21 protein-coding genes are annotated in these 23,650 nt (G+C 70.8%); 18 read left to right on the plus strand and 3 right to left on the minus strand.

The genetic code is table 11. From position 1 onward, the window contains the following. Window positions 1-55: 55 nt before the first annotated feature. From EUA94_RS18385 to pntB, 16 genes are all read left to right on the plus strand, one after another. Window positions 56-1,573, plus strand: coding sequence for a sugar ABC transporter ATP-binding protein (locus EUA94_RS18385; protein ID WP_129428351.1), 1,518 nt, complete (start codon window positions 56-58; stop codon window positions 1,571-1,573). Further along, entirely contained in the window at window positions 1,570-2,643 is a 1,074-nt protein-coding gene (locus EUA94_RS18390; protein WP_129428352.1) for an ABC transporter permease, read from the plus strand. Before EUA94_RS18385 ends, EUA94_RS18390 begins: the two co-directional genes overlap by 4 nt. After that, window positions 2,640-3,740, plus strand: a complete 1,101-nt coding sequence (locus tag EUA94_RS18395) for an ABC transporter permease (RefSeq protein ID WP_129428353.1) — start codon at window positions 2,640-2,642, stop codon at window positions 3,738-3,740. Before EUA94_RS18390 ends, EUA94_RS18395 begins: the two co-directional genes overlap by 4 nt. Next, complete coding sequence (rhaS, locus tag EUA94_RS18400) at window positions 3,737-4,789, plus strand: rhamnose ABC transporter substrate-binding protein (protein WP_129428354.1); 1,053 nt, start codon at window positions 3,737-3,739, stop codon at window positions 4,787-4,789. Before EUA94_RS18395 ends, rhaS begins: the two co-directional genes overlap by 4 nt. Before the next feature lie 104 nt (window positions 4,790-4,893). Continuing rightward, window positions 4,894-5,271 carry an L-rhamnose mutarotase gene (locus EUA94_RS18405; protein WP_129428355.1) on the plus strand — a complete coding sequence of 126 codons (378 nt, stop codon included), beginning with the start codon at window positions 4,894-4,896 and terminating at the stop codon, window positions 5,269-5,271. Then, window positions 5,271-6,467 (plus strand): L-rhamnose isomerase, encoded by a 1,197-nt coding sequence (rhaI, locus tag EUA94_RS18410; RefSeq protein WP_129428356.1) that lies wholly within the window; start codon window positions 5,271-5,273, stop codon window positions 6,465-6,467. Before EUA94_RS18405 ends, rhaI begins: the two co-directional genes overlap by 1 nt. A gap of 50 nt (window positions 6,468-6,517) precedes the next feature. Continuing rightward, a complete protein-coding gene (locus EUA94_RS18415) occupies window positions 6,518-8,581 on the plus strand; it encodes a bifunctional aldolase/short-chain dehydrogenase (protein WP_129428357.1) in 2,064 nt (687 codons plus the stop codon). An 11-nt stretch (window positions 8,582-8,592) separates the two neighbouring features. After that, window positions 8,593-10,014 (plus strand): rhamnulokinase, encoded by a 1,422-nt coding sequence (locus EUA94_RS18420; RefSeq protein ID WP_242494956.1) that lies wholly within the window; start codon window positions 8,593-8,595, stop codon window positions 10,012-10,014. Between the two features lie 5 nt (window positions 10,015-10,019). Then, complete coding sequence (locus EUA94_RS18425) at window positions 10,020-10,229, plus strand: response regulator transcription factor (RefSeq protein ID WP_129428358.1); 210 nt, start codon at window positions 10,020-10,022, stop codon at window positions 10,227-10,229. 37 nt (window positions 10,230-10,266) lie between these two features. Continuing rightward, window positions 10,267-11,001, plus strand: coding sequence for a (Fe-S)-binding protein (locus tag EUA94_RS18430; protein ID WP_129428359.1), 735 nt, complete (start codon window positions 10,267-10,269; stop codon window positions 10,999-11,001). Beyond that, on the plus strand, window positions 11,001-12,479 hold the full coding sequence (locus EUA94_RS18435; protein WP_129428360.1) for a lactate utilization protein B: 1,479 nt from the start codon (window positions 11,001-11,003) through the stop codon (window positions 12,477-12,479). Before EUA94_RS18430 ends, EUA94_RS18435 begins: the two co-directional genes overlap by 1 nt. After that, window positions 12,476-13,063: a LutC/YkgG family protein gene (locus EUA94_RS18440; RefSeq protein ID WP_129428361.1), complete on the plus strand. Its 588-nt coding sequence runs from the start codon at window positions 12,476-12,478 to the stop codon at window positions 13,061-13,063. Before EUA94_RS18435 ends, EUA94_RS18440 begins: the two co-directional genes overlap by 4 nt. A gap of 107 nt (window positions 13,064-13,170) precedes the next feature. Then, window positions 13,171-13,341, plus strand: coding sequence for a hypothetical protein (locus EUA94_RS22265; RefSeq protein WP_165357024.1), 171 nt, complete (start codon window positions 13,171-13,173; stop codon window positions 13,339-13,341). Between the two features lie 48 nt (window positions 13,342-13,389). After that, window positions 13,390-14,085, plus strand: a complete 696-nt coding sequence (locus EUA94_RS18445) for a hypothetical protein (RefSeq protein ID WP_129428362.1) — start codon at window positions 13,390-13,392, stop codon at window positions 14,083-14,085. Between the two features lie 87 nt (window positions 14,086-14,172). Beyond that, on the plus strand, window positions 14,173-15,726 hold the full coding sequence (locus EUA94_RS18450; RefSeq protein WP_129428363.1) for a Re/Si-specific NAD(P)(+) transhydrogenase subunit alpha: 1,554 nt from the start codon (window positions 14,173-14,175) through the stop codon (window positions 15,724-15,726). Continuing rightward, a complete protein-coding gene (gene pntB / locus EUA94_RS18455) occupies window positions 15,677-17,152 on the plus strand; it encodes a Re/Si-specific NAD(P)(+) transhydrogenase subunit beta (RefSeq protein WP_165357026.1) in 1,476 nt (491 codons plus the stop codon). Before EUA94_RS18450 ends, pntB begins: the two co-directional genes overlap by 50 nt. On the opposite strand, the gene EUA94_RS18460 is transcribed toward pntB, so the two are convergent. Beyond that, on the minus strand, window positions 17,153-17,887 hold the full coding sequence (locus EUA94_RS18460; protein ID WP_340640869.1) for a VIT1/CCC1 transporter family protein: 735 nt from the start codon (window positions 17,885-17,887) through the stop codon (window positions 17,153-17,155). A gap of 52 nt (window positions 17,888-17,939) precedes the next feature. Then, window positions 17,940-19,085 (minus strand): acyl-CoA dehydrogenase family protein, encoded by a 1,146-nt coding sequence (locus EUA94_RS18465; RefSeq protein ID WP_129428365.1) that lies wholly within the window; start codon window positions 19,083-19,085, stop codon window positions 17,940-17,942. A gap of 122 nt (window positions 19,086-19,207) precedes the next feature. On the opposite strand from EUA94_RS18465, the gene EUA94_RS18475 reads away from it, so the two are divergent. Both EUA94_RS18475 and EUA94_RS18480 read left to right on the plus strand, forming a co-directional pair. After that, complete coding sequence (locus EUA94_RS18475; RefSeq protein WP_165357027.1) at window positions 19,208-20,983, plus strand: sensor histidine kinase; 1,776 nt, start codon at window positions 19,208-19,210, stop codon at window positions 20,981-20,983. 153 nt (window positions 20,984-21,136) lie between these two features. Beyond that, window positions 21,137-22,993 carry a sensor histidine kinase gene (locus tag EUA94_RS18480; protein ID WP_129428368.1) on the plus strand — a complete coding sequence of 619 codons (1,857 nt, stop codon included), beginning with the start codon at window positions 21,137-21,139 and terminating at the stop codon, window positions 22,991-22,993. On the opposite strand, the gene EUA94_RS18485 is transcribed toward EUA94_RS18480, so the two are convergent. After that, window positions 22,918-23,616, minus strand: a complete 699-nt coding sequence (locus tag EUA94_RS18485) for an NAD-dependent deacylase (protein ID WP_129428369.1) — start codon at window positions 23,614-23,616, stop codon at window positions 22,918-22,920. The genes EUA94_RS18480 and EUA94_RS18485 overlap by 76 nt on opposite strands. Window positions 23,617-23,650: the final 34 nt, after the last annotated feature.

Raw genomic sequence — 23,650 nt, forward strand, 5'->3', positions numbered from 1 at the left:
GGTGTGACGGTACTCACCTACCTTTCGTTGAAACCTTTCAATCCAAGGAGTTCCGATGCCCGCCAGCCCCACCGCCACCACGGTGCTCGAGCTGCGCGACGTCTCGAAGTCGTTCGGCCCGGTGGTGGCCCTGAGGTCCGGCTCGCTGCGGGTCGACGGCGGTTCGATCCACGCGCTCATCGGTGAGAACGGCGCCGGCAAGTCGACGCTCGTGAAGGTCGTCGCCGGCGTCCACCGCCGCGACTCCGGCGTCTTCGAGCTGGGCGGCGAGGCGGTCGACTTCTCCTCCACCGCCGACTCCAAGCACGCCGGCATCGCGGTGATCTACCAGGAGCCCACGCTCTTCCCCGACCTGTCGGTCACCGAGAACATCTTCATGGGCCGCCAGCCGCTCGCCCGCGGTCGTCGCATCGACCGCGCCGCGATGATCACCGAGGCCGAGGGACTCTTCGCCCGCCTCGGCGTGCGGATCGACCCCCGTCGCCCGGCCGCCGGCCTCTCCATCGCGGACCAGCAGATCATCGAGATCGCCAAGGCCATCTCCCTCGACGCGCGCCTCCTCGTGATGGACGAGCCCACCGCGGCGCTCAGCGGTGTCGAGGTCGACCGGCTCTTCGCCGTCGCCCGGAGCCTGCGCGACGAGGGTCGCGCCCTGGTCTTCATCTCCCACCGCTTCGACGAGGTCTTCGCCCTCGCCGACACCGTCACCGTGATGCGCGACGGGTCCTACATCGACACTCGCCGCATCGACGAGACCTCGCCGTCCGAGCTGGTGTCGCTGATGGTCGGCCGCGATGTCGATGACCTCTTTCCCAAGGTGGCCGCCACGATCGGCGAGCCGGTCCTACAGGTCCGCGGGCTCAATCGGGCCGGCGTCTTCCACGACGTCGACCTCGAGGTGCGCGCCGGCGAGATCGTCGGCCTGGCCGGCCTGGTCGGAGCGGGACGCAGCGAGGTCGCCCGTGCGGTCTTCGGCGTCGACCCCTACGACAGCGGCTCGGTCACGCTCAACGGCAAGGACGTGCGGGCGCACGACCCACGTTCGGCGATCCGCGCCGGCATGGCCTTCATCCCCGAGGACCGCCGCAAGCAGGGCCTCGTCATCGACTCCTCCGTCACCCGCAACGTCGCCGGCGTCATCCGCCGCGGCATCGCCAAGGCGGGGCTGCTGACCGCGGGGATGGAGAACAAGGCCGCCGGCCCCTGGGCCTCGCGCCTCGAGGTCAAGACCAGCGCCCTGGACATGAACGCCGCCACCATGAGCGGTGGCAACCAGCAGAAGGTCGTCATCGCCAAGTGGCTGGCGACCAACCCCAAGCTGCTGATCATCGACGAGCCCACCCGCGGCATCGACGTCGGCACCAAGGCCGAGGTCCACCGCCTCCTGTCCGCGCTCGCCGGCCAGGGCCTGGCGATCCTGATGATCTCCTCCGAGCTCCCCGAGGTCCTCGGCATGGCCGACCGGGTGCTGGTCCTCTGCGAGGGCCGCATCACCGCCGAGCTCGACCGTGCCGACGCCACCCCCGAGGCCGTCATGCACGCAGCCACCCACCACCTGGAGACCGCGCGATGAGCCACACCGACGTGCAGCCCGACAGCGAGGTCTCAGCAGGCGAGGCACTCCTCGTCGAGCCGAGCCGGCTCTCCCCGACCCGGCGCGCGCTCACCACCGTCCTCCGCTCCCGCGAGCTGTCGATCTTCCTGGTCCTGGTCGCGGTCGTGGTGCTCGCGACGAGCAAGAACAACAGCTTCCTCTTCAGCTCCGACGGCTGGCGCAACTTCCTGCTGAACCCGTCGATCCTGGTGCTGCTGGCCGTCGGCCAGGGCGTCGTGATCATCACCCGCAACGTCGACCTGTCGGTCGGCTCGGTGATGGCGCTCACCGCCTACCTGACCGGTCGCCTCTTCGTCGACCACCCGGGCCTGCCGATCGTGGCGGTGATCGCCGCCTGTCTCCTGCTCGGTGCGGCGCTCGGCCTGGTCAACGGACTGCTGGTGGCGTACGGCAAGGTGCCGGCGCTCGTCATCACGCTCGGCACCCTCTACATCTACCGCGGGATCATGCTGACCTGGGCGGGCAGCGACCGGATCAACGCCGGCGACCTGCCGCGTGAGTTCCTGCGGCTCGGCACCCGCTCGGTCCTCGGCATCCCGATGCTCACCATCATCGCCGTGGTCGTCCTGGCGGCAGTCGGCTACTACCTCCACACCGCCCGCGGTGGCCGCGAGCTCTACGCGATCGGTTCCGACCCGGACGCCGCCGTGCTCTACGGGCTGCCCGTACGCCGCCGGCTCCTCGCCGCGTTCGTCCTCAGCGGCGCGCTGGCCGGGCTGGCCGGCGCCCTCTACACCGCGCGCTACGGCACGGTGAGCTCGAGCGTCGGCAGCGGCATCGAGCTCCAGGCCGTCGCGGCGGCCGTGATCGGCGGCATCGCGATCTTCGGCGGCAGCGGCACCGTGTGGGGCGCGGCGATCGGCGCGTTCCTGCTCATCACGATCAACCGGGCGCTGCCCAGCCTCGGGATCGAGGACTTCTGGCAGCGCGCCGTCGTCGGCGCCCTGATCCTCGGCGCGATCGTGCTCGACCGCGTCCTCGCCACCCGACAAGCCCGCAAGCTCGCCGAATCGAGGGACCGAGCATGAGCACCCTGACCGCGCCCGAGGCGCCCACCCGCACCTACAACGCGTACTCCGCGCCGCTGTGGCAGCGCCTGCTGATGACGCGCGAGACGGCCGTCATCGCCCTCACCGCCGCGGTGATCCTCTACTCGATCGTCAACGTGCCGAACTTCGACGGGCCGCTGACGCTCAAGTTCCTGCTCCAGGACATCGCACCGATCCTGCTCATCGCCCTCCCGATGACGCTGGTGATCATCACCGGCGAGATCGACCTGTCGGTGGCCAGCATCATGGGCCTGAGCAGCGTGCTGCTCGGCGTGCTCCACGAGGGTGGGATGTCCGTCCCGGCGGCCGCGCTGCTCGCCCTGCTGGCCGGTCTGGTCTGCGGTGCCCTCAACGGCTTCCTCATCGCGTACGTCGGGCTGCCGTCGCTCGCGGTCACCATCGGCACCCTGGCGCTGTTCCGCGGCATCGCGGTCGGGCTCCTGGGCACCAAGGCGATCACCGACTTCACCGAGAAGTGGTCGGACCTCGCCACCGGCACGATCGGCGAGACGAAGATCCCGCTCGTCATGATCCCCTTCGCGGTGCTCGCGATCGGCTTCGTCGTGCTGCTGCACTTCTCGACCTTCGGGCGCGGCGTCTACGACATCGGGCTCAACGACGAGGCCGCGCACTTCACGGGCGTCGACGTGGCCCGTACGAAGATGGTCCTGTTCCTGCTCTCCGGGGTCGTGTCCGCCCTCGCCGGCATCTACTTCACCCTCCGCTTCGGCTCGGCCCGCGGCGACAACGCCACCGGCTACGAGCTGCAGGTCATCGCCGCCGTCCTCCTCGGCGGTGTCTCGATCTTCGGCGGTCGCGGCCGGCTCCACGGCGTCCTCGCCGGGGTCGTGCTGATCGGCGTCCTCTCCAGCGCGCTGCGCCTGGAGAGCGTGACGGTCAACGTCACCAACATCATCGTCGGCCTCCTCCTGGTGGCCTCGGTGATCCTCCCCAACGTCCTTGCGTGGGCCTCGACGAGGCTCCCGCGCAAGGCGACACCGGCGGCTCCTCGGGAGTCCCACACCCCAGAAAACGCGGCATCCGCCGGCGTCTCAACGAGAGGCAGTGACTCATGAAGTTCCACACCAGGAAGCCCACCGCTCTGGCCGCGCTCCTGCTCACCGCGACCTTCGCATTCGCCGGGTGCGGCAGCGACGACGCCGGTGACTCCGGCAGCAGCGCCGAGGGCGGCGACAGCGGCGGGGGCGACCTGACCCTGACGATGCTCCCGAAGAACCTCGGCAACGCCTACTTCGACACCAGCACCACGGGCGCCGACAAGGCCGCCGAGGAGCTCGGTGCCGACATCGAGGAGGTCGGTCCCGAGACCGGCAGCCCGGATGCCCAGGTGTCGTACATCAACACCGTGGCCCAGCAGGGCAAGAGCGCGCTGATCCTCTCCGCCAACGACCCCGACGCCCTGTGCGACGCGATCGAGGAGGCCCGCAGCGCCGACGTCAAGGTCGTCACCTTCGACGCCGACACCAACCCCGACTGCCGCGACCTGTTCGTCAACGCGGCCACCTCCGAGGGCATCGCCGCCAAGCAGCTCGAGCTGATCTCCGAGGCGATCGGCGGCTCCGGCGAGATCGCGATCCTGTCGGCCACCGCCAACGCCACGAACCAGAACGCCTGGATCGAGATGATGGAGACGGAGCTCGCCGACAACCCGGACTACGCCGACATCGAGCTCGTCGACACGGTCTACGGCGACGACGAGGACCAGAAGTCCTTCGACCAGACCGAGGCGCTGCTGCAGAACCACCCCGACCTCAAGGGCATCATCTCGCCCACCACGGTCGGCATCGCGGCCGCGGCGCGCTACCTCTCGGACTCGGAGTTCAAGGGCAAGGTCGCGCTGACCGGTCTGGGCACCCCGAACCAGATGCGTGAGTTCGTCGAGGACGGCACCGTGGCCTCGTTCGCGCTGTGGAACCCGGGCGACCTGGGCTACCTCGCGACGTACGCCGCTGCCGCGCTCGTCGACGGTGACATCACCGGCGAGGAGGGCGACTCCTTCGAGGCCGGCGAGCTCGGCTCCTTCGAGGTCGGCGCCGACGGCGTCGTGCTCCTCGGCGAGCCGTTCACCTTCAACGCGGACAACATCGGCGACTTCGACTTCTGAGTCGAGCCACCGCGCCAAGGAACACCTCTCCCGGGGCCGTCGGCCCCAGCCGCCGACGGCCCCGGGACCACCACCTCACGTCCTCGTCCAGCAAGGAGAGTGCGATGCCGCGCGTCTGCTTCACGCTCCAGGTTCGTCAGGACCGGATGGCCGAGTACGTCGAGCGCCACGCGGCCGTGTGGCCCGAGATGCTCCAGGCCCTCCACGACACCGGCTGGCACGACTACTCCCTCTTCCTGCGCGAGGACGGCCTGCTCGTCGGCTACCTCGAGACGCCCGACCTGGCCGCCGCGCAGGCAGGCATGGCCCGCACCGACGTCAACGCCCGCTGGCAGGCCGAGATGGCCGAGTTCTTCGAGGAGCTCGACCTCCCGCCCGACCAGGGCTTCTGGCAGCTGAGCGAGGTCTTCCACCTCGAGGACCAGCTCGCCGCCCTTCCCCCACAGTCCCCCTCATCGACCCAGACACCACAGGACCAGTGATGACGACCTCTTCCGTCTCTTCCGGCTTCTCCGCCATCGGCGACCGACTCGGCGACCTCGCGATCGAGGTGCCGTCCTGGGCCTACGGCAACTCCGGCACCCGCTTCAAGGTCTTCGGCTCCGCGGGCACCCCGCGCACGGTCGAGGAGAAGATCGCCGACGCTGCCGCCGTACACCGCTTCACCGGCCTCGCGCCGAGCGTCGCCCTGCACATCCCGTGGGACGAGGTCGACGACTACGCCGCCCTCGCGACGTACGCCAAGGAGCAGGGCGTCACCCTCGGCACGATCAACTCCAACACCTTCCAGGACGACGACTACAAGCTCGGCGCGCTCACGCACACCGACCCGCGGGTGCGGCAGAAGGCGATCGACCACCACCTCGCCTGCATCGAGGTGATGCACCAGACCGGGTCGCGCGACCTGAAGATCTGGCTCGCCGAGGGCACCAACTACCCCGGCCAGGGCGACATGCGCGCCCGCCAGGACCGGCTGGCCGAGGGCCTGCGCACGATCTACGACCAGCTCTCCGAGGAGCAGCGACTGGTCCTGGAGTACAAGTTCTTCGAGCCGGCGTTCTACCACACCGACGTCCCGGACTGGGGCACGTCGTACGTCCACGTGGCCGCCCTCGGCGACCGGGCGTTGGTCTGCCTCGACACCGGCCACCACGCCCCCGGCACCAACATCGAGTTCATCGTGGCGCAGCTGCTGCGGCTCGGGAAGCTCGGCTCGTTCGACTTCAACAGCCGCTTCTACGCCGACGACGACCTGATCGTGGGCGCGGCCGACCCGTACCAGCTGTTCCGGATCATGGTCGAGGTCATCCGCGGCGGCGGCTTCGGCAACAAGGCCGACGGCACGCCCAACGACGTCGCGCTGATGCTCGACCAGTGCCACAACATCGAGGCCAAGGTGCCCGGCCAGATCCGCTCGGTGCTCAACGTGCAGGAGATGACGGCCCGCGCGCTGCTCCTCGACACCGCCGCCCTCGACGAGGCCCGCAGCTCCGGCGACGTGCTGCTCGCCAACGAGATCTTCATGGACGCCTTCTACACCGACGTACGCCGTGACCTGGCGGCCTGGCGCGAGGAGCGCGGCCTGCAGGCCGACCCGATGCGCGCCTACCTCGACTCCGGCTACCAGCAGCAGATCGAGGCGGACCGCGTCGGCGGCTCGCAGGCCGGCTGGAACTGACCTCCCCTTCCTTCTCCACCATCAGTGAAACCCGCAAAGGACCCCGCACCGTGAGTGACCTCAAGCCCACCGTCAGCCCCGCCGTGGAGGAGCTCGTCGAGCGCTCGAACCGACTGGGCGCCGACCCCAAGAACACCAACTACGCCGGCGGCAACACCTCCGCCAAGGGCACCGAGACCGACCCCGTCACCGGCGAGGACGTCGAGCTGCTGTGGGTGAAGGGCTCCGGGGGCGACCTCGGCACGCTGACCGCGGGCGGCCTCGCCGTGCTGCGGCTCGACCGGATGCGCGCGCTCGTCGACGTCTACCCCGGCGTCGACCGCGAGGACGAGATGGTCGCGGCCTTCGACTACTGCCTGCACGGCAAGGGCGGCGCCGCCCCCTCGATCGACACGGCGATGCACGGTCTCGTCGACGCCGCGCACGTCGACCACCTGCACCCCGACTCCGGCATCGCGATCGCGACCGCCGCGGACGGCGAGCAGCTCACCAAGGAGGCGTTCGGCGACAAGGTCGTCTGGGTGCCGTGGCGTCGTCCCGGCTTCCAGCTCGGCCTGGACATCGCGGCCAGCAAGGAGGCCAACCCGCAGGCGATCGGCTGCATCCTGGGCGGCCACGGCATCACCGCGTGGGGCGACACCAGCGCGCAGGCCGAGAAGAACTCGCTCTGGATCATCCGCACCGCCGAGCGCTACATCAAGAAGCACTCCAAGAAGCTGCCGTTCGGTGCGCGCCTGAAGAAGTACGAGCCCCTCGCCGCGGCCAAGCGCCGCGCCCGTGCCGCCGAGATCGCCCCGCTGCTGCGCGGCGTCGCGTCGACCGATCGCCCGATGGTCGGGCACTTCACCGACGACAAGGTCGTCCTCGACTTCCTCGCCTCCAAGAACCACGCGCGCCTCGGCGAGCTCGGGACGTCGTGCCCGGACCACTTCCTGCGCACCAAGGTCAAGCCGATGGTGCTCGACCTCGCTCCCGACGCCTCGCTCGACAAGGTGAGCGCCCGGGTGGCCGAGCTGCACGAGGCCTACCGCGCCGACTACGCGTCGTACTACGACCGCAACGCCCAGGCGCTCGGCGGCGACTGGCCGGCCATGCGCGGCGCCGACCCGCTGATCGTCCTCGTGCCCGGCATCGGGATGTTCTCCTACGGCAAGGACAAGCAGACCGCCCGCGTCGCCGGCGAGTTCTACACCAACGCCATCAACGTGATGCGCGGTGCGGAGGGCCTGTCGACGTACGCCCCGATCGACGAGTCGGAGAAGTTCCGCATCGAGTACTGGGCGCTCGAGGAGGCCAAGCTCCAGCGGATGCCGAAGCCCAAGCCCCTCGCCACCCGTGTCGCACTGGTCACCGGCGCCGCGTCCGGCATCGGCCTGGCCACCGCGCGGAAGCTCGCGGCGGAGGGCGCCTGTGTCGTGATCGCCGACCTGTCGCTGGAGAAGGCGCAGGCTGCGGCCGCCGAGATCGGCAGCACGGACGTCGCCGTCGGCGTCCAGGTCGACGTGTCGAACGCCGACGCCGTGCAGGCCGCCCTCGACGCCACGGTGCTCGCGTTCGGTGGCGTCGACCTGGTCGTGAACAACGCCGGACTGTCGCTGTCGCGATCGCTGCTCGAGACGACCGAGCAGGACTGGGACCTCCAGCACGACGTGATGGCCAAGGGCTCGTTCCTCGTCGCGAAGGCCGCCGCGAAGGCGATGATCGAGCAGAAGATGGGTGGCGACGTCGTCTACATCTCCTCGAAGAACTCGATCTTCGCCGGACCCAACAACGTGGCGTACGGCGCCGCCAAGGCCGACCAGGCCCACCAGGTGCGGCTGCTCGCGGCCGAGCTCGGCGAGCACGGCATCAAGGTCAACGGCGTGAACCCCGACGGCGTCGTCCAGGGCTCCGGCATCTTCTCCAGCGGCTGGGGTGCCTCGCGCGCCGCGGTCTACGGCGTGGAGGAGAAGGACCTCGGCGCGTTCTACGCGCAGCGCACCCTGCTCAAGCGCGAGGTGCTGCCGGACAACATCGCCAACGCGGTCTTCGTGCTCTGCTCCGACCAGCTCAGCCACACCACCGGCCTGCACATCCCCGTCGACGCCGGCGTCGCCGCCGCCTTCCTGCGCTAGTCGGTGTCGACGTGATCGAGGGGACGGGCTCCGTCAGCGTCGCCGCCGTCGACCTCGGCGCGTCGAGCGGACGGGTGATGCTGGGCGAGGTCGGCCACGACCACCTGCGCCTGAGGGCCGCCGCGCGGTTCGCCAACGGCCCGGTGCCGGCGGAGGACGGACTGCACTGGGACGTGTCAGCGCTCCACCGGCACGCGCTCGATGGGCTCCGGGCCGCCGCCGCTGCGGCACTGGGCGGCCTCGTGAGCGTCGGCATCGACTCGTGGGCCGTCGACTACGGCCTGCTGCGCGACGGCCGGCTGCTCGCCGAGCCGTTCCACTACCGCGACGAGCGGCGCGGCGAGGCCGGTCCGCGACTGGTCCACGAGCGCGTCCCGCCGGCCGAGCTGTACGCGCGCACCGGGCTCCAGCACCTCCCCTTCAACACGCTCTACCAGCTCGAGGCCGACACCCGTCTCGCCGAGGCGGACCGCGTGCTGCTCGTGCCCGACCTGCTGGCGTACTGGCTCACCGGCGCGGAGGTCGCGGAGCGCACCAACGCCTCCACGACCGGACTGCTCTCCGTCACCTCCGGCCAGTGGGACGACGAGCTCATCGAGCGGCTCGGCCTGCCCCCCGCGCTCCTCGCGGACCTCGTCGACCCCGGAGCCACGATCGGCACCCTGCTACCCGAGGTCGGCGCCGCCGTCGGCGCGCCGGGCCTGCGGGTCGTGGCGGTCGGGTCGCACGACACCGCCTCGGCCGTGGTCGGCGTACCCCTCGCCGGCGACGACGCGGCGTACATCTCCCTCGGCACGTGGGGCCTGGTCGGGCTCGAGCTGGATGCCCCGGTGCTCACCGAGGCCGCGCGCGCGGCCAACTTCACCCACGAGGGCGGCGTCGACGGCACGATCCGGTTCCTCACCAACGTGATGGGCACCTGGCTGCTCAGCGAGACCCTGCGCACGTGGGATCGCGACGACCTCCGCGCCCTGCTCGAGGCGGCCGCGGACGTCACCGGACCGGTGACCGTCTTCGACGTCCAGGACCCGCGCTTCGTCGCACCGGGCGACATGCCGGCGCGCATCGCGTCCTGGTGCGCCGAGCACGACGTCGCCGCGCCTGCCGACGCGGCCAGCCTGGTGCGCTCGATCGTCGAGAGCCTCGCGGCGGCGTACGCCGAGGCGCTGCAGACCGCCGCCACACTGGCCGGCCGGCCGGTCCGGCAGGTGCACGTCGTGGGCGGCGGCAGCCAGAACACCCTGCTCTGCCAGGCGCTCGCCGACCGCACCGGGCTCCCTGTCGTCGCCGGTCCCGTCGAGGCCACCGCGCTCGGCAACGTGCTGGTGCAGGGTCGCGCCGCCGGCGCAGTCACCGGAGGGCTCGCAGAGATGCGCGAGCTCGTCCGCCGCACCCAGGACCTGCGGCGCCACGAGCCGTGTTCCCCTCGGTAGTGCGGATGGACCATGCGCGCAGGACGGGCCTCGCCGCCGACGAGCTGCGCGTTCTCCGGCTCCTCGCCGAGGGCGAGACGGTGGACGTCGTCGCGCGCCGGCTGGGCGTGTCCGAGCGCACTGTGCGCCGCAAGACCCGGAGCGCCTGCGACAAGGTGGGGTGCGAGACCACGATCGAGGCGATCGTGTGGGCCGTACGCCACGAGCTGCTCTGACCCGAGGCACAATCGATCGAGACGAAAGGACCACGACGTGAGGGTCGCCCTCCAGGTCACCTGCGTGAACGACGCGATGTTCCCCGACACCGGGAAGGCCGTCGTGCGGTTGCTGCGACATCTCGGGGTGGACGTCGACTTCCCGTCGGCCCAGACGTGCTGCGGCCAGCCGATGGTCAACACGGGCTACCTCGACGAGGCCGTGCCCGTGGTGCGCACCTTCGTCCGCGCGTTCGCGGGGTACGACGCCGTCGTCACGCCGTCGGGCTCGTGCGCCGGGTCGGCGCGGCACCAGCACTCGATCGTGGCCGAGCGGTCGGGCGACCCGGCCCTGGTGGCCGCCGTCGCCGAGACCGGACCCCGGACGTACGAGCTCTCGGAGTTCCTCGTGGACGTGCTCGGCGTGACCGACGTCGGTGCGTACTTCCCGCACCGGGTCACCTACCACCCGACCTGCCACAGCCTGCGGATGCTCGGGGTCGGCGACCGCCCGCAGCGCCTCCTCGAGCAGGTGCGCGGGATCGAGCTCGTCGACCTGCCGATGGCGGAGGAGTGCTGCGGCTTCGGCGGCACCTTTGCACTGAAGAACGCCGACACGTCGATCGCGATGGGGGCCGACAAGGCGCGGCACGTCCGCGACACCGGCGCGGAGGTCCTCGTCGCCGGAGACAACTCGTGCCTCATGCACATCGGCGGCATGCTCTCGCGCCAGCGGGCGGGCGTACGCGTCGTGCACCTGGCCGAGATCCTCGCCTCGACCGAGGAGAGCTGATGAGCGGCACGTTCGTCGGCATGCCCGCCTTCCCCACGGCCGCGCGCGCGGCGCTGGGTGACACCCAGCTGCGGCGCAACCTCGCCCATGCCACCCAGACCATCCGCGACAAGCGGGCCTTGGTGGTGGCCGAGGTCGAGGACTGGGAGGACCTGCGGCTCGCCGGAGCCGGGGTCAAGGAGGCCGCGCTCCGCGACCTCGCCACGCACTTGGAGACCCTGGAGGCCTCGCTCACGCGGGCCGGTGCGACCGTCCACTGGGCCCGCGACGCCGCCGAGGCGTGCGCGATCGTCGCGTCGATCACCCACGCCCACGGCGCGGACGAGGTCGCCAAGGTGAAGTCGATGGCCACGGCGGAGATCGGCCTCAACGAGGCGCTCGAGGCGGAGGGCATCGCCGCCTGGGAGACCGACCTTGCCGAGCTCATCGTGCAGCTCGGCGACGACCTGCCGTCCCACATCCTCGTGCCGGCGATCCACCGCAACCGGGCGGAGATCCGCGAGATCTTCCAGCGCCGCATGGGCGACGTCGGCAAGGCCGCACCGGCCGACCTCAGCGACGAGCCGGCCGTGCTCGCGGGTGCGGCACGCGAGCACCTGCGCGAGAAGTTCCTGCGGGCCAAGGTCGCGGTGAGCGGCGCCAACTTCGCCGTCGCCGACACCGGCACCCTCGTGGTCGTCGAGTCCGAGGGCAACGGCCGGATGTGCCTGACCCTGCCCGAGGTGCTGGTCAGCGTCGTCGGGATCGAGAAGGTCGTCGCGACGTGGGCCGACCTCGACCCGATGCTCCGCCTGCTGCCGCGCTCGTCGACAGGCGAGCGGATGAACCCGTACACCTCGACCTGGTCGGGCGTCAGTCCCGGCGACGGCCCGCAGGAGGTGCACGTCGTGTTGCTCGACAACGGCCGCACCCGTGCCCTCGCGGACGACGTCGGCCGCCAGGCGCTCCGCTGCATCCGCTGCTCGGCCTGCCTCAATGTCTGCCCGGTGTACGAGCGGGTCGGCGGCCACGCGTACGGCTCGGTCTACCCCGGTCCCATCGGCGCGATCCTCAACCCGCTGCTCAACGGGGTCTCCGACGAGCAGACCGCGTCGCTGCCGTACGCCTCCTCGCTCTGCGGCGCCTGCTTCGAGGTCTGTCCCGTCCGGATCGACATCCCGTCCGTCCTGGTCGACCAGCGCGCTGCGGTCGTCGACTCCCACCGCAATGACCGGGTCCCGTCGGCCGAGGCACTCGCGATGAAGGCCACGGCCTGGGCCTTCTCCGACTCCCGCCGCCTCGCGTGGGCCGAGCGCGCGTCCGGTATCGCGGGTCGGGTGATCACCCGCTTCTCGCGTACGACGCTGCCCGGCGGCCGCGCCGCATCTGGCCGGCTCCCCGGTCCCGCGGCCGGCTGGACCGGCGCCCGCGACCTGCCCGCGCCGCCCGCGGAGTCGTTCCGCGAGTGGTGGGACCGCACCGACGGAGGTCAGCGATGACGTCCGCCCGCGACGACATCCTTGCCGCCGTACGGTCTGCGCTGGCCGACGTGTCGCCCGCCGTCTCCGTCCCGGCGGCGCCGAGGGCGCCCGACCGGGGCGACCTGGTCGCGCTGTTCGTCGAGCGCGTCGAGGACTACCGCGCCGTCGTCACCCGGTGCACGTCCGCCGAGCTGGGGGGAGTGGTCGCCGAGGTGCTCGGCGCCCGTACGTCCGTCGTACCCCCCGGGCTCGAACTCGAGGTCCCGAACGCCGTCGTCGACGACGCCTTCACCGCCGACCAGCTGGACGCCATCGACGCGGTCGTCACCCGCGCGCGCGTCGGGATCGCGGAGACCGGCACGATCGTCCTGGACCACCAGCCTGACCAGGGCCGGCGCGCGATCAGCCTCGTCCCCGACCTGCACGTCTGCATCGTGGACGTGAGCCAGGTCGTCGCCGACGTGCCCGACGCCATCGCGCTGCTCGACCCGTCGCGACCGCTCACCTGGATCAGCGGCCCGTCGGCCACCAGCGACATCGAGCTCAACCGGGTCGAGGGCGTCCACGGCCCACGCACCCTGCACGTGGTGCTCGTTCTCTGAGGGTCGAGTGCGCTCGCGGTAGTAGTCCCCGCGGGGCCGCGCACTCAACTGCTCGCGCCTGTGGATGAGCCCAGCGCGGGGTGCTCCGGTCGCACGACACTCGCGACATGGAGGACCGACTCTGGGAGGAGCTCGCGCAGGCGCAGGCCGGGCTACTGAGCCACCGGCAGCTGCGCGGGCTGTCGGTGTCGCGTGGAGAGATCCGCAACCACGTACGCGTCGGGCGCTGGGCGATTCGGTCGGGTGAGGTCGTCAGCACGACCACCGGACCACTCTAGCCCGAGCAACGACTCTGGCTCGGCATCCTGCACGGAGGACCGTCCGCCATGGTGGGAGGGCTCAGCGCGGCCGCGGTGCACGGGCTGAAGCGGTGGGAGCGCGAGGAGATCACGATCCTGGTCGCCAACCCGATGAGCTTCGAGCCCCTCGAGGGCTTCCGGTTCTTCAGGACGCGCCGGCCGTTCAAGCGCCTCGTCGCGCCGGGTGAGCTGCCGGTGTGTCGCGTCGAGCCGGCGGTGCTTCTCTTCGCCGCCCACGAGCCCCACCTCCGTACGGCGCTGGGTGCCGTCACCGCCACCGTGCAGCAGCGCCTGACGACCCATGAGCGCTTCGCCGACTGGGTCGACCAGCTCACGCCACTGCGTCGCTCGAAGCACCTGCGCGAGCTGCTGGGTGACGTCGCCGGAGGGGCTCACTCGATGGCCGAGGTCGACCTCCGCAAGGCGTGCCGCGACCACGGCGTACGACCTCCCGATGCCCAGCGCCCGCGCAACGACAGCCGCGGCCGGCGGCGCTACACGGATGCCGAGTGGCGCTTGGCAGACGGCCGGGTGGTCGTCCTCGAGGTGGACGGGAAGTTCCACGACGACGTGATGGAGGCGACGGACCACCGACGACGCAACAGGAGGCTCACCACCTCCACCCGGATCGTGGTTCAGTGCTCGGCCTGGGAGATCCGGCACGAAGCGTGGGAGGTCATGGAGGACCTCATCGCCCTCGGCGTCCCGGCCGTCGACGGTTGAGTGCGCGGCGCCGCGGCGACCAGTGCCACGAGCGCACTCGACTCTTTCGGTACGTTGTGCGCGGCCCGACCCACCCAGGAGGCAGCAGTGCGCATCGGCATCCCCCGCGAGTCACGACCCGGCGAGACGCTGGTGGCCGCCACGGCCAAGACGGCGGCCCAGCTCGTCGCGCTGGGCTACGACGTCGTGGTCGAGCAGGGCGCAGGTACGGCGGCGGACCAGCCCGACTCGGCGTACCTCGATGCCGGCATCGACATCGGCACGGCCACCGACGTGTGGACGAGCGACGTCGTGGTCAAGGTCAATGCCCCCACCGACGCCGAGATCGGGCTGCTGCGCCGCGGCGCGACAGTGATCGCGCTGCTCGCTCCCGCCCGCAGCCCCGAGCTCGTCGAGCGGCTGAGCGCCGCCGGGGTCACCGCCCTCTCGATGGACGCGGTGCCGCGGATCTCCCGCGCGCAGTCGATGGACGTCCTGTCGTCGATGGCCAATGTGGCGGGCTACCGCGCGGTCATCGAGGCGGCCCACGAGTTCGGTCGGCTCTTCACCGGCCAGGTCACCGCCGCGGGCAAGGTGCCGCCGGCCCGCGTCTTCGTCGTCGGCGCTGGCGTCGCCGGCCTCGCCGCCATCGGTGCCGCGGGGTCGCTGGGCGCGATCGTCCGCGCGTTCGACGTACGCCCCGAGGTGGCCGAGCAGGTCGAGTCGATGGGCGCGCAGTTCGTCACCGTCGACATGGAGCAGGAGGTCTCCTCCGACGGCTATGCCAAGGAGATGACCGCCGAGCAGGAGGCCGCCACCGCTGCGATGTACGACGAGGAGGCGCGGGCCGCCGACATCGTCATCACCACCGCACTGATCCCTGGCCGACCCGCACCGCTGCTCGTCACCGCCGAGACGGTCGCTGCGATGCAGCCCGGCTCCGTCGTCGTCGACATGGCCGCGGCCAACGGCGGCAACGTCGCCGCCACGGTCACCGACCAGCGGGTCGTCACCGCCAACGGTGTCACCGTCCTCGGCTACACCGACCTCGCCGGCCGGCTCGCCGCGCAGACGAGCCAGCTCTACGGCACCAACATCGTCAACCTGCTCAAGCTGATCACGCCCGAGAAGGACGGCGCGCTCACGCTCGACATGGACGACGTGATCCAGCGCGGCATCACGGTCAGCCGCAGTGTGGAAGGGGGAGGCGCGACTGCTGAAATCATGTGGCCGCCGCCGCCCGTGCAGGTCTCGGCCGCGCCCACCGGCGAGACGACCCAGGTGATGCCGGTCGAGAAGGTGCCACCGACGCCGCCCGATCCGAGGCGACGGCTGTACGCCGCCGGGCTGGCCGTCGTGCTCTTCCTCGCGCTCGCGACCCTGGCGCCGGCCAGCTTCCTGCCGAGCCTGACCGTCTTCGTGCTCGCGGTGGTGATCGGCTTCTACGTCATCGGCAACGTGCACCACGCGCTCCACACGCCCCTGATGAGCGTCACGAATGCGATCAGCGGGATCATCGTGGTCGGCGCGATCCTGCAGGCACCGATCGACAACCTCGCGGTGCAGATCATCGCCGGGGTGGCCATCCTGCTCGCCAGCATCAACGTCTTCGGTGGCTTCCTCGTCACCCGGCGGATGCTCAACATGTTCCAGAAGGGCTGAGCAGGTGGTCTCGTTCGTCTCCGGCGCCTACATCCTCTCGGCGCTCCTCTTCATCTTCGCGCTCGCCGGTCTGAGCAAGCACGAGACCGCGCGGCGCGGCAACCAGTTCGGCATGGCCGGCATGGGGCTCGCGCTCGCGGCGACGCTGCTGCTCGTCCTCGACCAGCTGTCGAGCGACTCGTACGACACCACGTCGGCGTGGGTCGGTCTGGTGATCATCCTCGTCGCCGGCACGGTCGGAGCGGTGATCGGGATCCGCCTCGCGCGTGGTGTCGAGATGACCGGCATGCCCGAGCTGATCGCGATGATGCACAGCTTCGTCGGCCTCGCGGCGGTGCTGGTCGGCTACAACACCTACATTGAGGTCGCGGAGCTCGGTGTGCACTCGGACGCGGTGCACAACGCTGAGGTGTTCCTCGGCGTCTTCATCGGCGCGGTGACGTTCACCGGCTCGATCGTGGCCAACCTCAAGCTCAGCGCAAAGATGAAGTCCTCTCCGCTGACGCTGCCCGGCCGGCACCAGCTCAACCTGGCGATCCTCGTGGTCTCCGCCGTGCTGATGGTCTGGTTCATGCTCGCCGACGGCTGGGTCGGGATGGTCCCGCTGGCGCTGATGACCGTCCTCGCGCTCGTGCTCGGCTTCCACCTCGTCGCCGCGATCGGCGGCGGCGACATGCCCGTCGTCGTGTCGATGCTCAACAGCTACTCCGGGTGGGCGGCCGCGGCCGCAGGCTTCATGCTCGGCAACGACCTGCTCATCATCACTGGTGCGCTCGTCGGCTCGTCGGGTGCGATCCTCAGCTACATCATGTGCAAGGCGATGAACCGCTCGTTCGTCAGCGTGATCGCCGGCGGCTTCGGATCCGACGGAGCCGTCAGCGGCGAGGCCCGCGACTACGGCGAGCACCGCGAGATCCAGGCGGACGACGTCGCCGCCCTCCTCACCGACGCGTCGTCCGTCGTGATCACGCCGGGCTACGGCATGGCGGTGGCCCAGGCGCAGTACCCCGTCGCCGAGCTGACCCGCAAGCTGCGTGACAAGGGCATCGACGTACGTTTCGGCATCCACCCGGTCGCCGGCCGGCTGCCCGGCCACATGAACGTGCTGCTCGCCGAGGCCAAGGTGCCCTACGACATCGTGCTCGAGATGGACGAGATCAACGACGACCTGCCCGAGGTCGACGTCGTCCTCGTGATCGGGGCCAACGACACCGTGAACCCGGCCGCGCTGGAGGAGCCGAACTCGCCCATCGCCGGCATGCCGGTGATCGAGGTCTGGAAGGCCAAGGACGTCATCGTCTTCAAGCGCTCGATGGCCACCGGCTATGCCGGCGTGCAGAACCCGCTGTTCTTCAAGGAGAACACCCAGATGCTCTTCGGTGACGCCAAGGACAAGGTCAACGAGATCGTCGCCGCCCTCGGCTGATCAGCCGAGGTGGATGCCGGCGAAGGAGCCGATGGCATAGGTGACGCCCATCGCGAGCAGCCCGCCTGCGATGTTGCGTACGACGGCGGGCAGGCGTCGGCTGTAGCCGATGCGGGCGCTGACGAACCCGGTCAGGGCGAGCGCCGCGACCACGCTGAGCACGGTGACGACCACGCGCGCGCTGTCGGGCACGAACGCCACGATGAGCAGCGGCAGCAGGGCGCCGATGGTGAAGGCCAGCATCGACGCCCAGGCGGCGTGCCACGGATTGGTGAGGTTGTCGGGGTCGATGCCGAACTCGATGTCGGCGTGGGCCCGCAGCGGGTCGTGCTCGGTGAGCTCGCGCGCCACCTTCAGGGCGGTCTCACGGGAGAGGCCCTTGTCCTCGTACATCCGGGCGAGCTCGCGCTCCTCGGTCTCCGGCATCCGCTCCAGCTCCTGGGCCTCGAGGCTGAGCAGGGACTTCTCGGAGTCGCGCTGGGTGCTGACCGAGACGTACTCGCCGGTGCCCATGCTCAGCGCGCCGGCCGTCAGCGCCGCGATGCCCGCGATCACGATCGTCCCGCGGTCGTCGGTGGCGCCCGCGACGCCCATCACGACGCCAGCGGTCGACACGATGCCGTCGTTGGCGCCGAGCACGGCTGCGCGCAGCCAGTTGAGGCGCGAGCCGACGTGCTCGCCCATCTCGTCGTGGAAGTGGCGGGGTTCCTCGTCCGTACCGATCTCAAGGCTCACCCCGACATCGTCGCCGTCGCCACGGCCCGTCGCAACGAAGGTGAGGCTGCGCTCACAGCCCGAGGTCGCGGCCGATCAGCATCTTCATGATCTCGTTGGAGCCGGCCCAGATCTTGGTGACGCGGGCGTCGCGCCAGGCGCGGGCGACGCGGTACTCGTTCATGTAGCCGTAGCCGCCGTGGACCTGGACGCAGTGGTCTAGCACGTCGTTCTGGACCTGCGAGGTCCACCACTTGGCCTTGGCCGCGTCGACCGGGGTCAGGTCCTGCTTGGTGTGGGCGACGACGCACTGGTCCACGAAGGCCTGGGTGACGTCGACCCGGGTGACCAGGTCGGCCAGCAGGAACTGCGTGTTCTGGAACGAGCCGATCGGCTGGCCGAAGGCCTGGCGGTCCTTGGCGTACTGCACCGTCTCCTCCAGGATCTGCTTGGCGTGAGCCAGGTTGGTGATGGCCGAGCCGAGGCGCTCCTGCGGCAGGAACTGCATCATCGAGATGAAGCCGGTGTCGAGCGGCCCGACGAGGTCGTCGTTGCTGACGCGGACGTTGTCGAAGGCGAGCTCGGCGGTGTCGGACTCGTCCTGGCCGACCTTGTCGAGCACCCGGCCGACGCTGAAGCCGTCGAGGGTGGTGTCGACGGCGAAGAGCGAGATGCCCTTGGCCTTCTTCTCCGGGCTGGTGCGGGCAGCGACGAGCACGAGGTCGGCGGAGCCGCCGTTGGTGATGAAGGTCTTGGAGCCGTTGAGGATCCAGTCGTCGCCGTCGCGTACGGCCGTGGTCCGGAGGTTGGCGAGGTCGGAGCCGCCACCCGGCTCGGTCATCCCGATCGCGGTGACGATCTCGCCGGTGGCGCAGCCGGGCAGCCAGCGCGCCTTCTGCTCGTCGTTGGTGAGGTGCACGAGGTAGGGCACGGTGATGTCGGCGTGGATGCCGACGCAGCTCGGCAGGGTCATGTTGACCTTGGCGAGCTCCTCGGTGAGCACGGCGTTGAAGCGGTAGTCGCCGGCCTCGGAGCCGCCGAACGCGTCGGGGATCTCCAGCGCGAGGAAACCCTGCTTGCCGGCCGCGAGCCAGAAGTCGCGGTCGAGCCCGTGGCCATCGGCGTACGACTCGAGGTGCGGGGCCACCTCGCGGTCCAGGAACTGCTTGACCGAGGCGCGGAAGGCCTCGTGGTCCTCGTCGTAGATCTCACGCTTCATGGGCGCTATGTTACCCGCGAGTCACCTGGTGGTCGCGCATCATCCCGAAGTCGCTCCCCCGGCTCACCACGCCACCGCGTAACGTGCCCTTGACTGGCTCGTTATCGGGAACGGGAGCAGTGGTGAGGGAACCAGAACCAGGGACGTTCGCGCGTCCGCGAGGACAGGCGTGGGGCAACGAGGCCCAACGCGCGGTCCTGCATGCCGTCGCCGAGGACATCGCGCGGCGCTCGGGCCACCGCGTCGCGGCGATCGAGGCGCTGCGCTCCGACGGCAACCTCGAGTTCGTGGCAATCGCCGGCAACCCCGAGGCCAGGCAGCAGCTGCTGGGGCAGGCCTCTCCCCTCTCGCTCGACCGCATCCTCGCGTTCGGCACCCAGCTCGACGGTTGGGTCCACGTCCCCTCCGACCTCATCGACGACGACACGCGCGAGTGGATGCACCGCTACGGCCACACGCCCGACCTGCCGGGGGGCGACGGGCCCGACGGGTGGCAGCCCGAGGACCGCCTGGTCCGGCTGCTGACCAACGAGGACGGCGAGCTGCGCGCCATCCTCTACCTCGACGAGCCGCTCTCGGGGCGCCGGCCGACGCCCACGTCCATCGCCGCGATCAACGAGGAGATCGAGGTGATGTACGACGCCGTGGTGAGCATCGTCGAGCGCGAGCTCTACGGCGAGCAGGTGCGGATGCTCGCGCAGGCGCGCTCCGCGATGCAGAGCGTGCGTACCGACAGGGGTGTCGGTGACTTCCTCCGGGGGATGTCGGACGCCATGGCCGAGGCGATGCCCGTCGACTCGGTCGACGTCCTCCTGGCGGACGTAAGCGTCCCGGACCTCGAGCCGCACACGGCGTTCTTCGCCGGACACATGCGTGAGGTGTGGCTCAGGCGCGGGCACCTGGTGGTCGGGCCGACGAAGACCTGGGGCGTGACGGACGCGGCGGTCCCCACGCCCGACAAGCTGCGCGGGCTGATGGAGCGTCGCAACCTCGGGTCGTGGCTCCTCGTGCCCATCGGCATGGGCGAGGAGTACCTCGGGACGATGGGCCTCGGGCGCAGACCCGGTGGTGCGCGCTGGATCGACTCCGAGATCAACGCGGCGACCGTGGTCGCCAGCGACCTCGCCGGCGTGGTCCTCGACTCGCGCCTGATGGAGCGGGAGCGTCGGCTCAACGCCGAGCTGCGCGACATCAACGACTACCGCCGCGACATGGTCATCACGCTGGCCCACGAGCTGCGCAACCCGGTCAGCGTGCTGTGGACCCATCTCGAGCTCCTCAAGCAGGACTCCTCGCCCAGCGCCGTGCGCGAGTCCCGGGACGCGATGGACCGGGCCGCCCGCAGGATCGAGGACATGACCGAGGACCTGATGGCGCTCGCCAGGGTCAGCGACCCGGAGCGTGCGATCACGGTCGAGCCCGTGGACCTGTCGGTGCTCGTGTGGGAGAGCAGCGAGTTCCTGGCCACGGTGGCGGGCAGTGCGGGAGTCGACCTGCTGACCACGGTCGCCCCCGACCAGGTGGTAGTCGGGGAGGAGGCCGGCATCCAGCGGCTGGTGGCCAACCTGCTGTCCAACGCCGTGAAGTACACCGGCTCCGGCGGCCGGGTGACGGTCACCCTGGCACCCGAGGCCGTCGACGGGCACCCGGGCGTCCGGCTGACCTGCGCCGACACCGGCATCGGCATCGGCGAGGACGACCTCACCCACGTGTTCACGCCGTTCTTCCGCTCGGGCAACCCGGAGGCCCGACGCCGGCCGGGCACCGGTCTGGGGTTGTCGATCATCGAGCGGGTCGTGAAGTGGCACGGCGGCACCATCGCGGTGACGTCCGAGCTCGGCGTGGGTACGACGTTCGCCGTCTGGTTGCCGGGCGTCGTGCCCGACGACCCCCTCTGACCCCTCCGTCGACTGCCCGGCAGGACGTCGTCATCGGGCTAGACCGGTCCCCGAGACAACAGTTCCTCCACAGGGACGGGCAAGACCTGCGGAAAAACTTCCGAGGCTCCATCCCCCCGCCTACGATCCACGCACGAGGAGGACGAGACCGCCATGGACCAGGGGCGACCAGGGGAGCGCCGGACGCGCGACCTGAGTTGGGGTGACGCACGTGCTCGGGCGCTGATGCACGCCCTGGCGCGGGACGCCGCCACCCGCGCCGGGTTCCGGGTCTGCGCCATCGAGGTGGTCCGGCCCAAGGGCCTGCTGGAGTTCGTCGCGATCTACGGCGACATGACAAGCGCCGAGGAGCGGCTCGGCACCGCCTCCCGGCTGGCCGACATGCAGGCCGCCTTCGCCGACGGCGAGCCCTTCGGGCACTTCATCTGGATCCCCGACGAGAGCTTCTCCGACGCGACGCGCGAGCTCATCGACGGCGTGGTCGTGGTGCCCGACATCCCCACCACCGGCAACCCCGACGACTGGCACCCGATGGACATGCTGGTCGCGCAGATCGCCGACGAGCGCGGTGACCTCCGGGCCCTGCTCTACCTCGACGTGCCCTCCGACCTGCGCCGGCCCGACAAGGACCGTCTCCTCGAGATCTCCGACGAGCTGGCGATGACACTGCGCTCCGTCGTCACGGCCGTGGAGCGCGAGGAGTTCGCCGACCACATGCGCGTCATCCGCGCGACGCGGCGGCTCGCCCGCTCCAACCCGGCGCGACACGACGTGCACCACCTGCTCCGCGAGGCGCGCAGCACGCTGCTCGGAGCCCTCTCGGTCGACGAGCTGGAGATCCACGTCTTCCTCGACGAGGGCGGCGAAACGCCCGACAGCCTGGGGCTCGGGATGGCACCCGACGTACGCCAGGCGCTCGACGAGGCGGCCGCCCGCGCCTGGGCCGACCAGCGGGTGCTCATCATCGAGCCGACGCAGATCTGGGGCGACCCGGAGCTCGAGGCCAGCCACTCAGGCTGGTTCGCGACCGCACTCGGCGACGCCGGCTTCGAGGCCGTGGTCGTGGCGCCGGTGGGGGTCGACGACGAGGTCCTCGGGATGCTCATGGCCGCGCGGCGCACGGGGTCACGCCGCTGGACCGACGGCGAGGGCGTGGCCGCCCTCGAGCTCGGCCACGACCTGGGCCGGGCGATCGCCAACGCCCACGCCACCCAGCGCGAGCGCCGTCTCCTCGAGGAGCTCCGTGAGCTCGAGGAGGCGCGACACCGGTTCCTGCGCGAGCTCACCCACGAGATCAACAACCCGATGACCGTGATCGCCGCCAATGCCGAGTTCCTCGCGGCCAGCGAGATCGTCGACGAGCGCGACGCCCGGCGCGCGCAGGCGATCCTGCGCGGCACCGAGCGGCTCGGCGACCTGCTCGAGGGCCTGGCGATGCTGTCGAGGGTCAGCGACCCGCAGCACCCGCCGACGATGAAGCGGATCGACCTGGTGCCGATCGTCGACCAGACCCTGGGGTCGATGGCGGCCGTGGCGGAGAAGGCCGGCATCATCCTCCACCTGGTCGGCGAGACGGGTGCCGCGGTCGTCCACGCCGACGCGCGCGAGGTCGCCGGCGCGATCAACAACCTGGTCGACAACGCCGTGAAGTACTCCAACGCCGGCGACGAGATCTGGCTCGGTGTCGAGCGCGGACCCGACGGCGCGGTCACGTTCGGTTGCCGCGACGAGGGGATCGGCATCTCCGAGGCCGACCAGGCCAACCTGTTCGCGCCGCTCTTCCGCTCGACCAACGAGGAGGCGCTGCGCCGTCCCGGCACCGGGCTCGGACTCGGCATCGTGCGCGAGATCATGCAGCGCCACGGTGGCACGGTCGAGGTGGAGTCACGCCTCGGTCGCGGCACGAGCGTACGACTGCACTTCCCGCCGCTGCCTCAGGACGAGCCGGGCCCGCCGCTCCCGAGGACCTCGTCCACCCAGGCCGGCACCAGGTGGCTCGCCGGTCCCTGACGGGACTCGACGAAGTCGCTCGCACCCGAGCTCGGCTCGAGGTTGAGCTCGAGGGTGGTGCCGCGTGCCCAGTGCACGAACGCGGCCGCCGGGTAGACCACCCCGGAGGTGCCGATGGACACGAACAGGTCGCAGCTCCAGAGGGCGTGCTCGACGACGTCCATGCCGTAGGGGATCTCGCCGAACCAGACGATGTCGGGCCGCAGCGCGCGAGCTCCACAGCCGGGGCACGGCGGTCGGTCGGCCAGCGGCCCGGCCCAGGAGTGCCGCTCGTCGCACGTCGTGCACCAGGCCGACCCGAGCCGGCCGTGGAGGTGGTGGACGCGGGTCGAGCCGGCGCGCTCGTGGAGGTCGTCGACGTTCTGGGTGACGACGAGCAGGTCGTCGCCGAGCGCCTGCTCGAGCCGCGCGAGCGCCTCGTGGGCGGCGTTGGGGGCCACCCGCGACAGGGCGGCGCGCCGCTCGTCGTAGAAGCGCTGCACGAGTGCCGGGTCGTCGGCGTACGCCTCCGGGGTCGCGACCTGTATCGGGTCGTGGCCCTCCCAGAGACCGTTGGAGTCGCGGAAGGTGGCGAGCCCGCTCTCGGCCGAGATCCCGGCTCCGGTCAGCACGACGACACGCATGGTCCAGTAGTAGCACCCGCCCACCCATTGGGGT

It is taken from the genome of Nocardioides zhouii, assembly GCF_004137345.1.
GTDB lineage: Bacteria > Actinomycetota > Actinomycetes > Propionibacteriales > Nocardioidaceae > Nocardioides > Nocardioides zhouii.

Bases quoted from the DNA above. Each gene is read 5' to 3' on its own strand.
- EUA94_RS18385 (WP_129428351.1), top strand. From the start codon at position 56: ATGCCCGCCAGCCCCACCGCCACCACGGTGCTCGAGCTGCGCGACGTC.
- EUA94_RS18390 (WP_129428352.1), top strand. From the start codon at position 1,570: ATGAGCCACACCGACGTGCAGCCCGACAGCGAGGTCTCAGCAGGCGAG.
- EUA94_RS18395 (WP_129428353.1), top strand. From the start codon at position 2,640: ATGAGCACCCTGACCGCGCCCGAGGCGCCCACCCGCACCTACAACGCG.
- rhaS (WP_129428354.1), top strand. From the start codon at position 3,737: ATGAAGTTCCACACCAGGAAGCCCACCGCTCTGGCCGCGCTCCTGCTC.
- EUA94_RS18405 (WP_129428355.1), top strand. From the start codon at position 4,894: ATGCCGCGCGTCTGCTTCACGCTCCAGGTTCGTCAGGACCGGATGGCC.
- rhaI (WP_129428356.1), top strand. From the start codon at position 5,271: ATGACGACCTCTTCCGTCTCTTCCGGCTTCTCCGCCATCGGCGACCGA.
- EUA94_RS18425 (WP_129428358.1), top strand. From the start codon at position 10,020: ATGGACCATGCGCGCAGGACGGGCCTCGCCGCCGACGAGCTGCGCGTT.
- EUA94_RS18435 (WP_129428360.1), top strand. From the start codon at position 11,001: ATGAGCGGCACGTTCGTCGGCATGCCCGCCTTCCCCACGGCCGCGCGC.
- EUA94_RS18440 (WP_129428361.1), top strand. From the start codon at position 12,476: ATGACGTCCGCCCGCGACGACATCCTTGCCGCCGTACGGTCTGCGCTG.
- EUA94_RS22265 (WP_165357024.1), top strand. From the start codon at position 13,171: ATGGAGGACCGACTCTGGGAGGAGCTCGCGCAGGCGCAGGCCGGGCTA.
- EUA94_RS18445 (WP_129428362.1), top strand. From the start codon at position 13,390: ATGGTGGGAGGGCTCAGCGCGGCCGCGGTGCACGGGCTGAAGCGGTGG.
- EUA94_RS18465 (WP_129428365.1), bottom strand. From the start codon at position 19,085: ATGAAGCGTGAGATCTACGACGAGGACCACGAGGCCTTCCGCGCCTCG.
- EUA94_RS18480 (WP_129428368.1), top strand. From the start codon at position 21,137: ATGGACCAGGGGCGACCAGGGGAGCGCCGGACGCGCGACCTGAGTTGG.
- EUA94_RS18485 (WP_129428369.1), bottom strand. From the start codon at position 23,616: ATGCGTGTCGTCGTGCTGACCGGAGCCGGGATCTCGGCCGAGAGCGGG.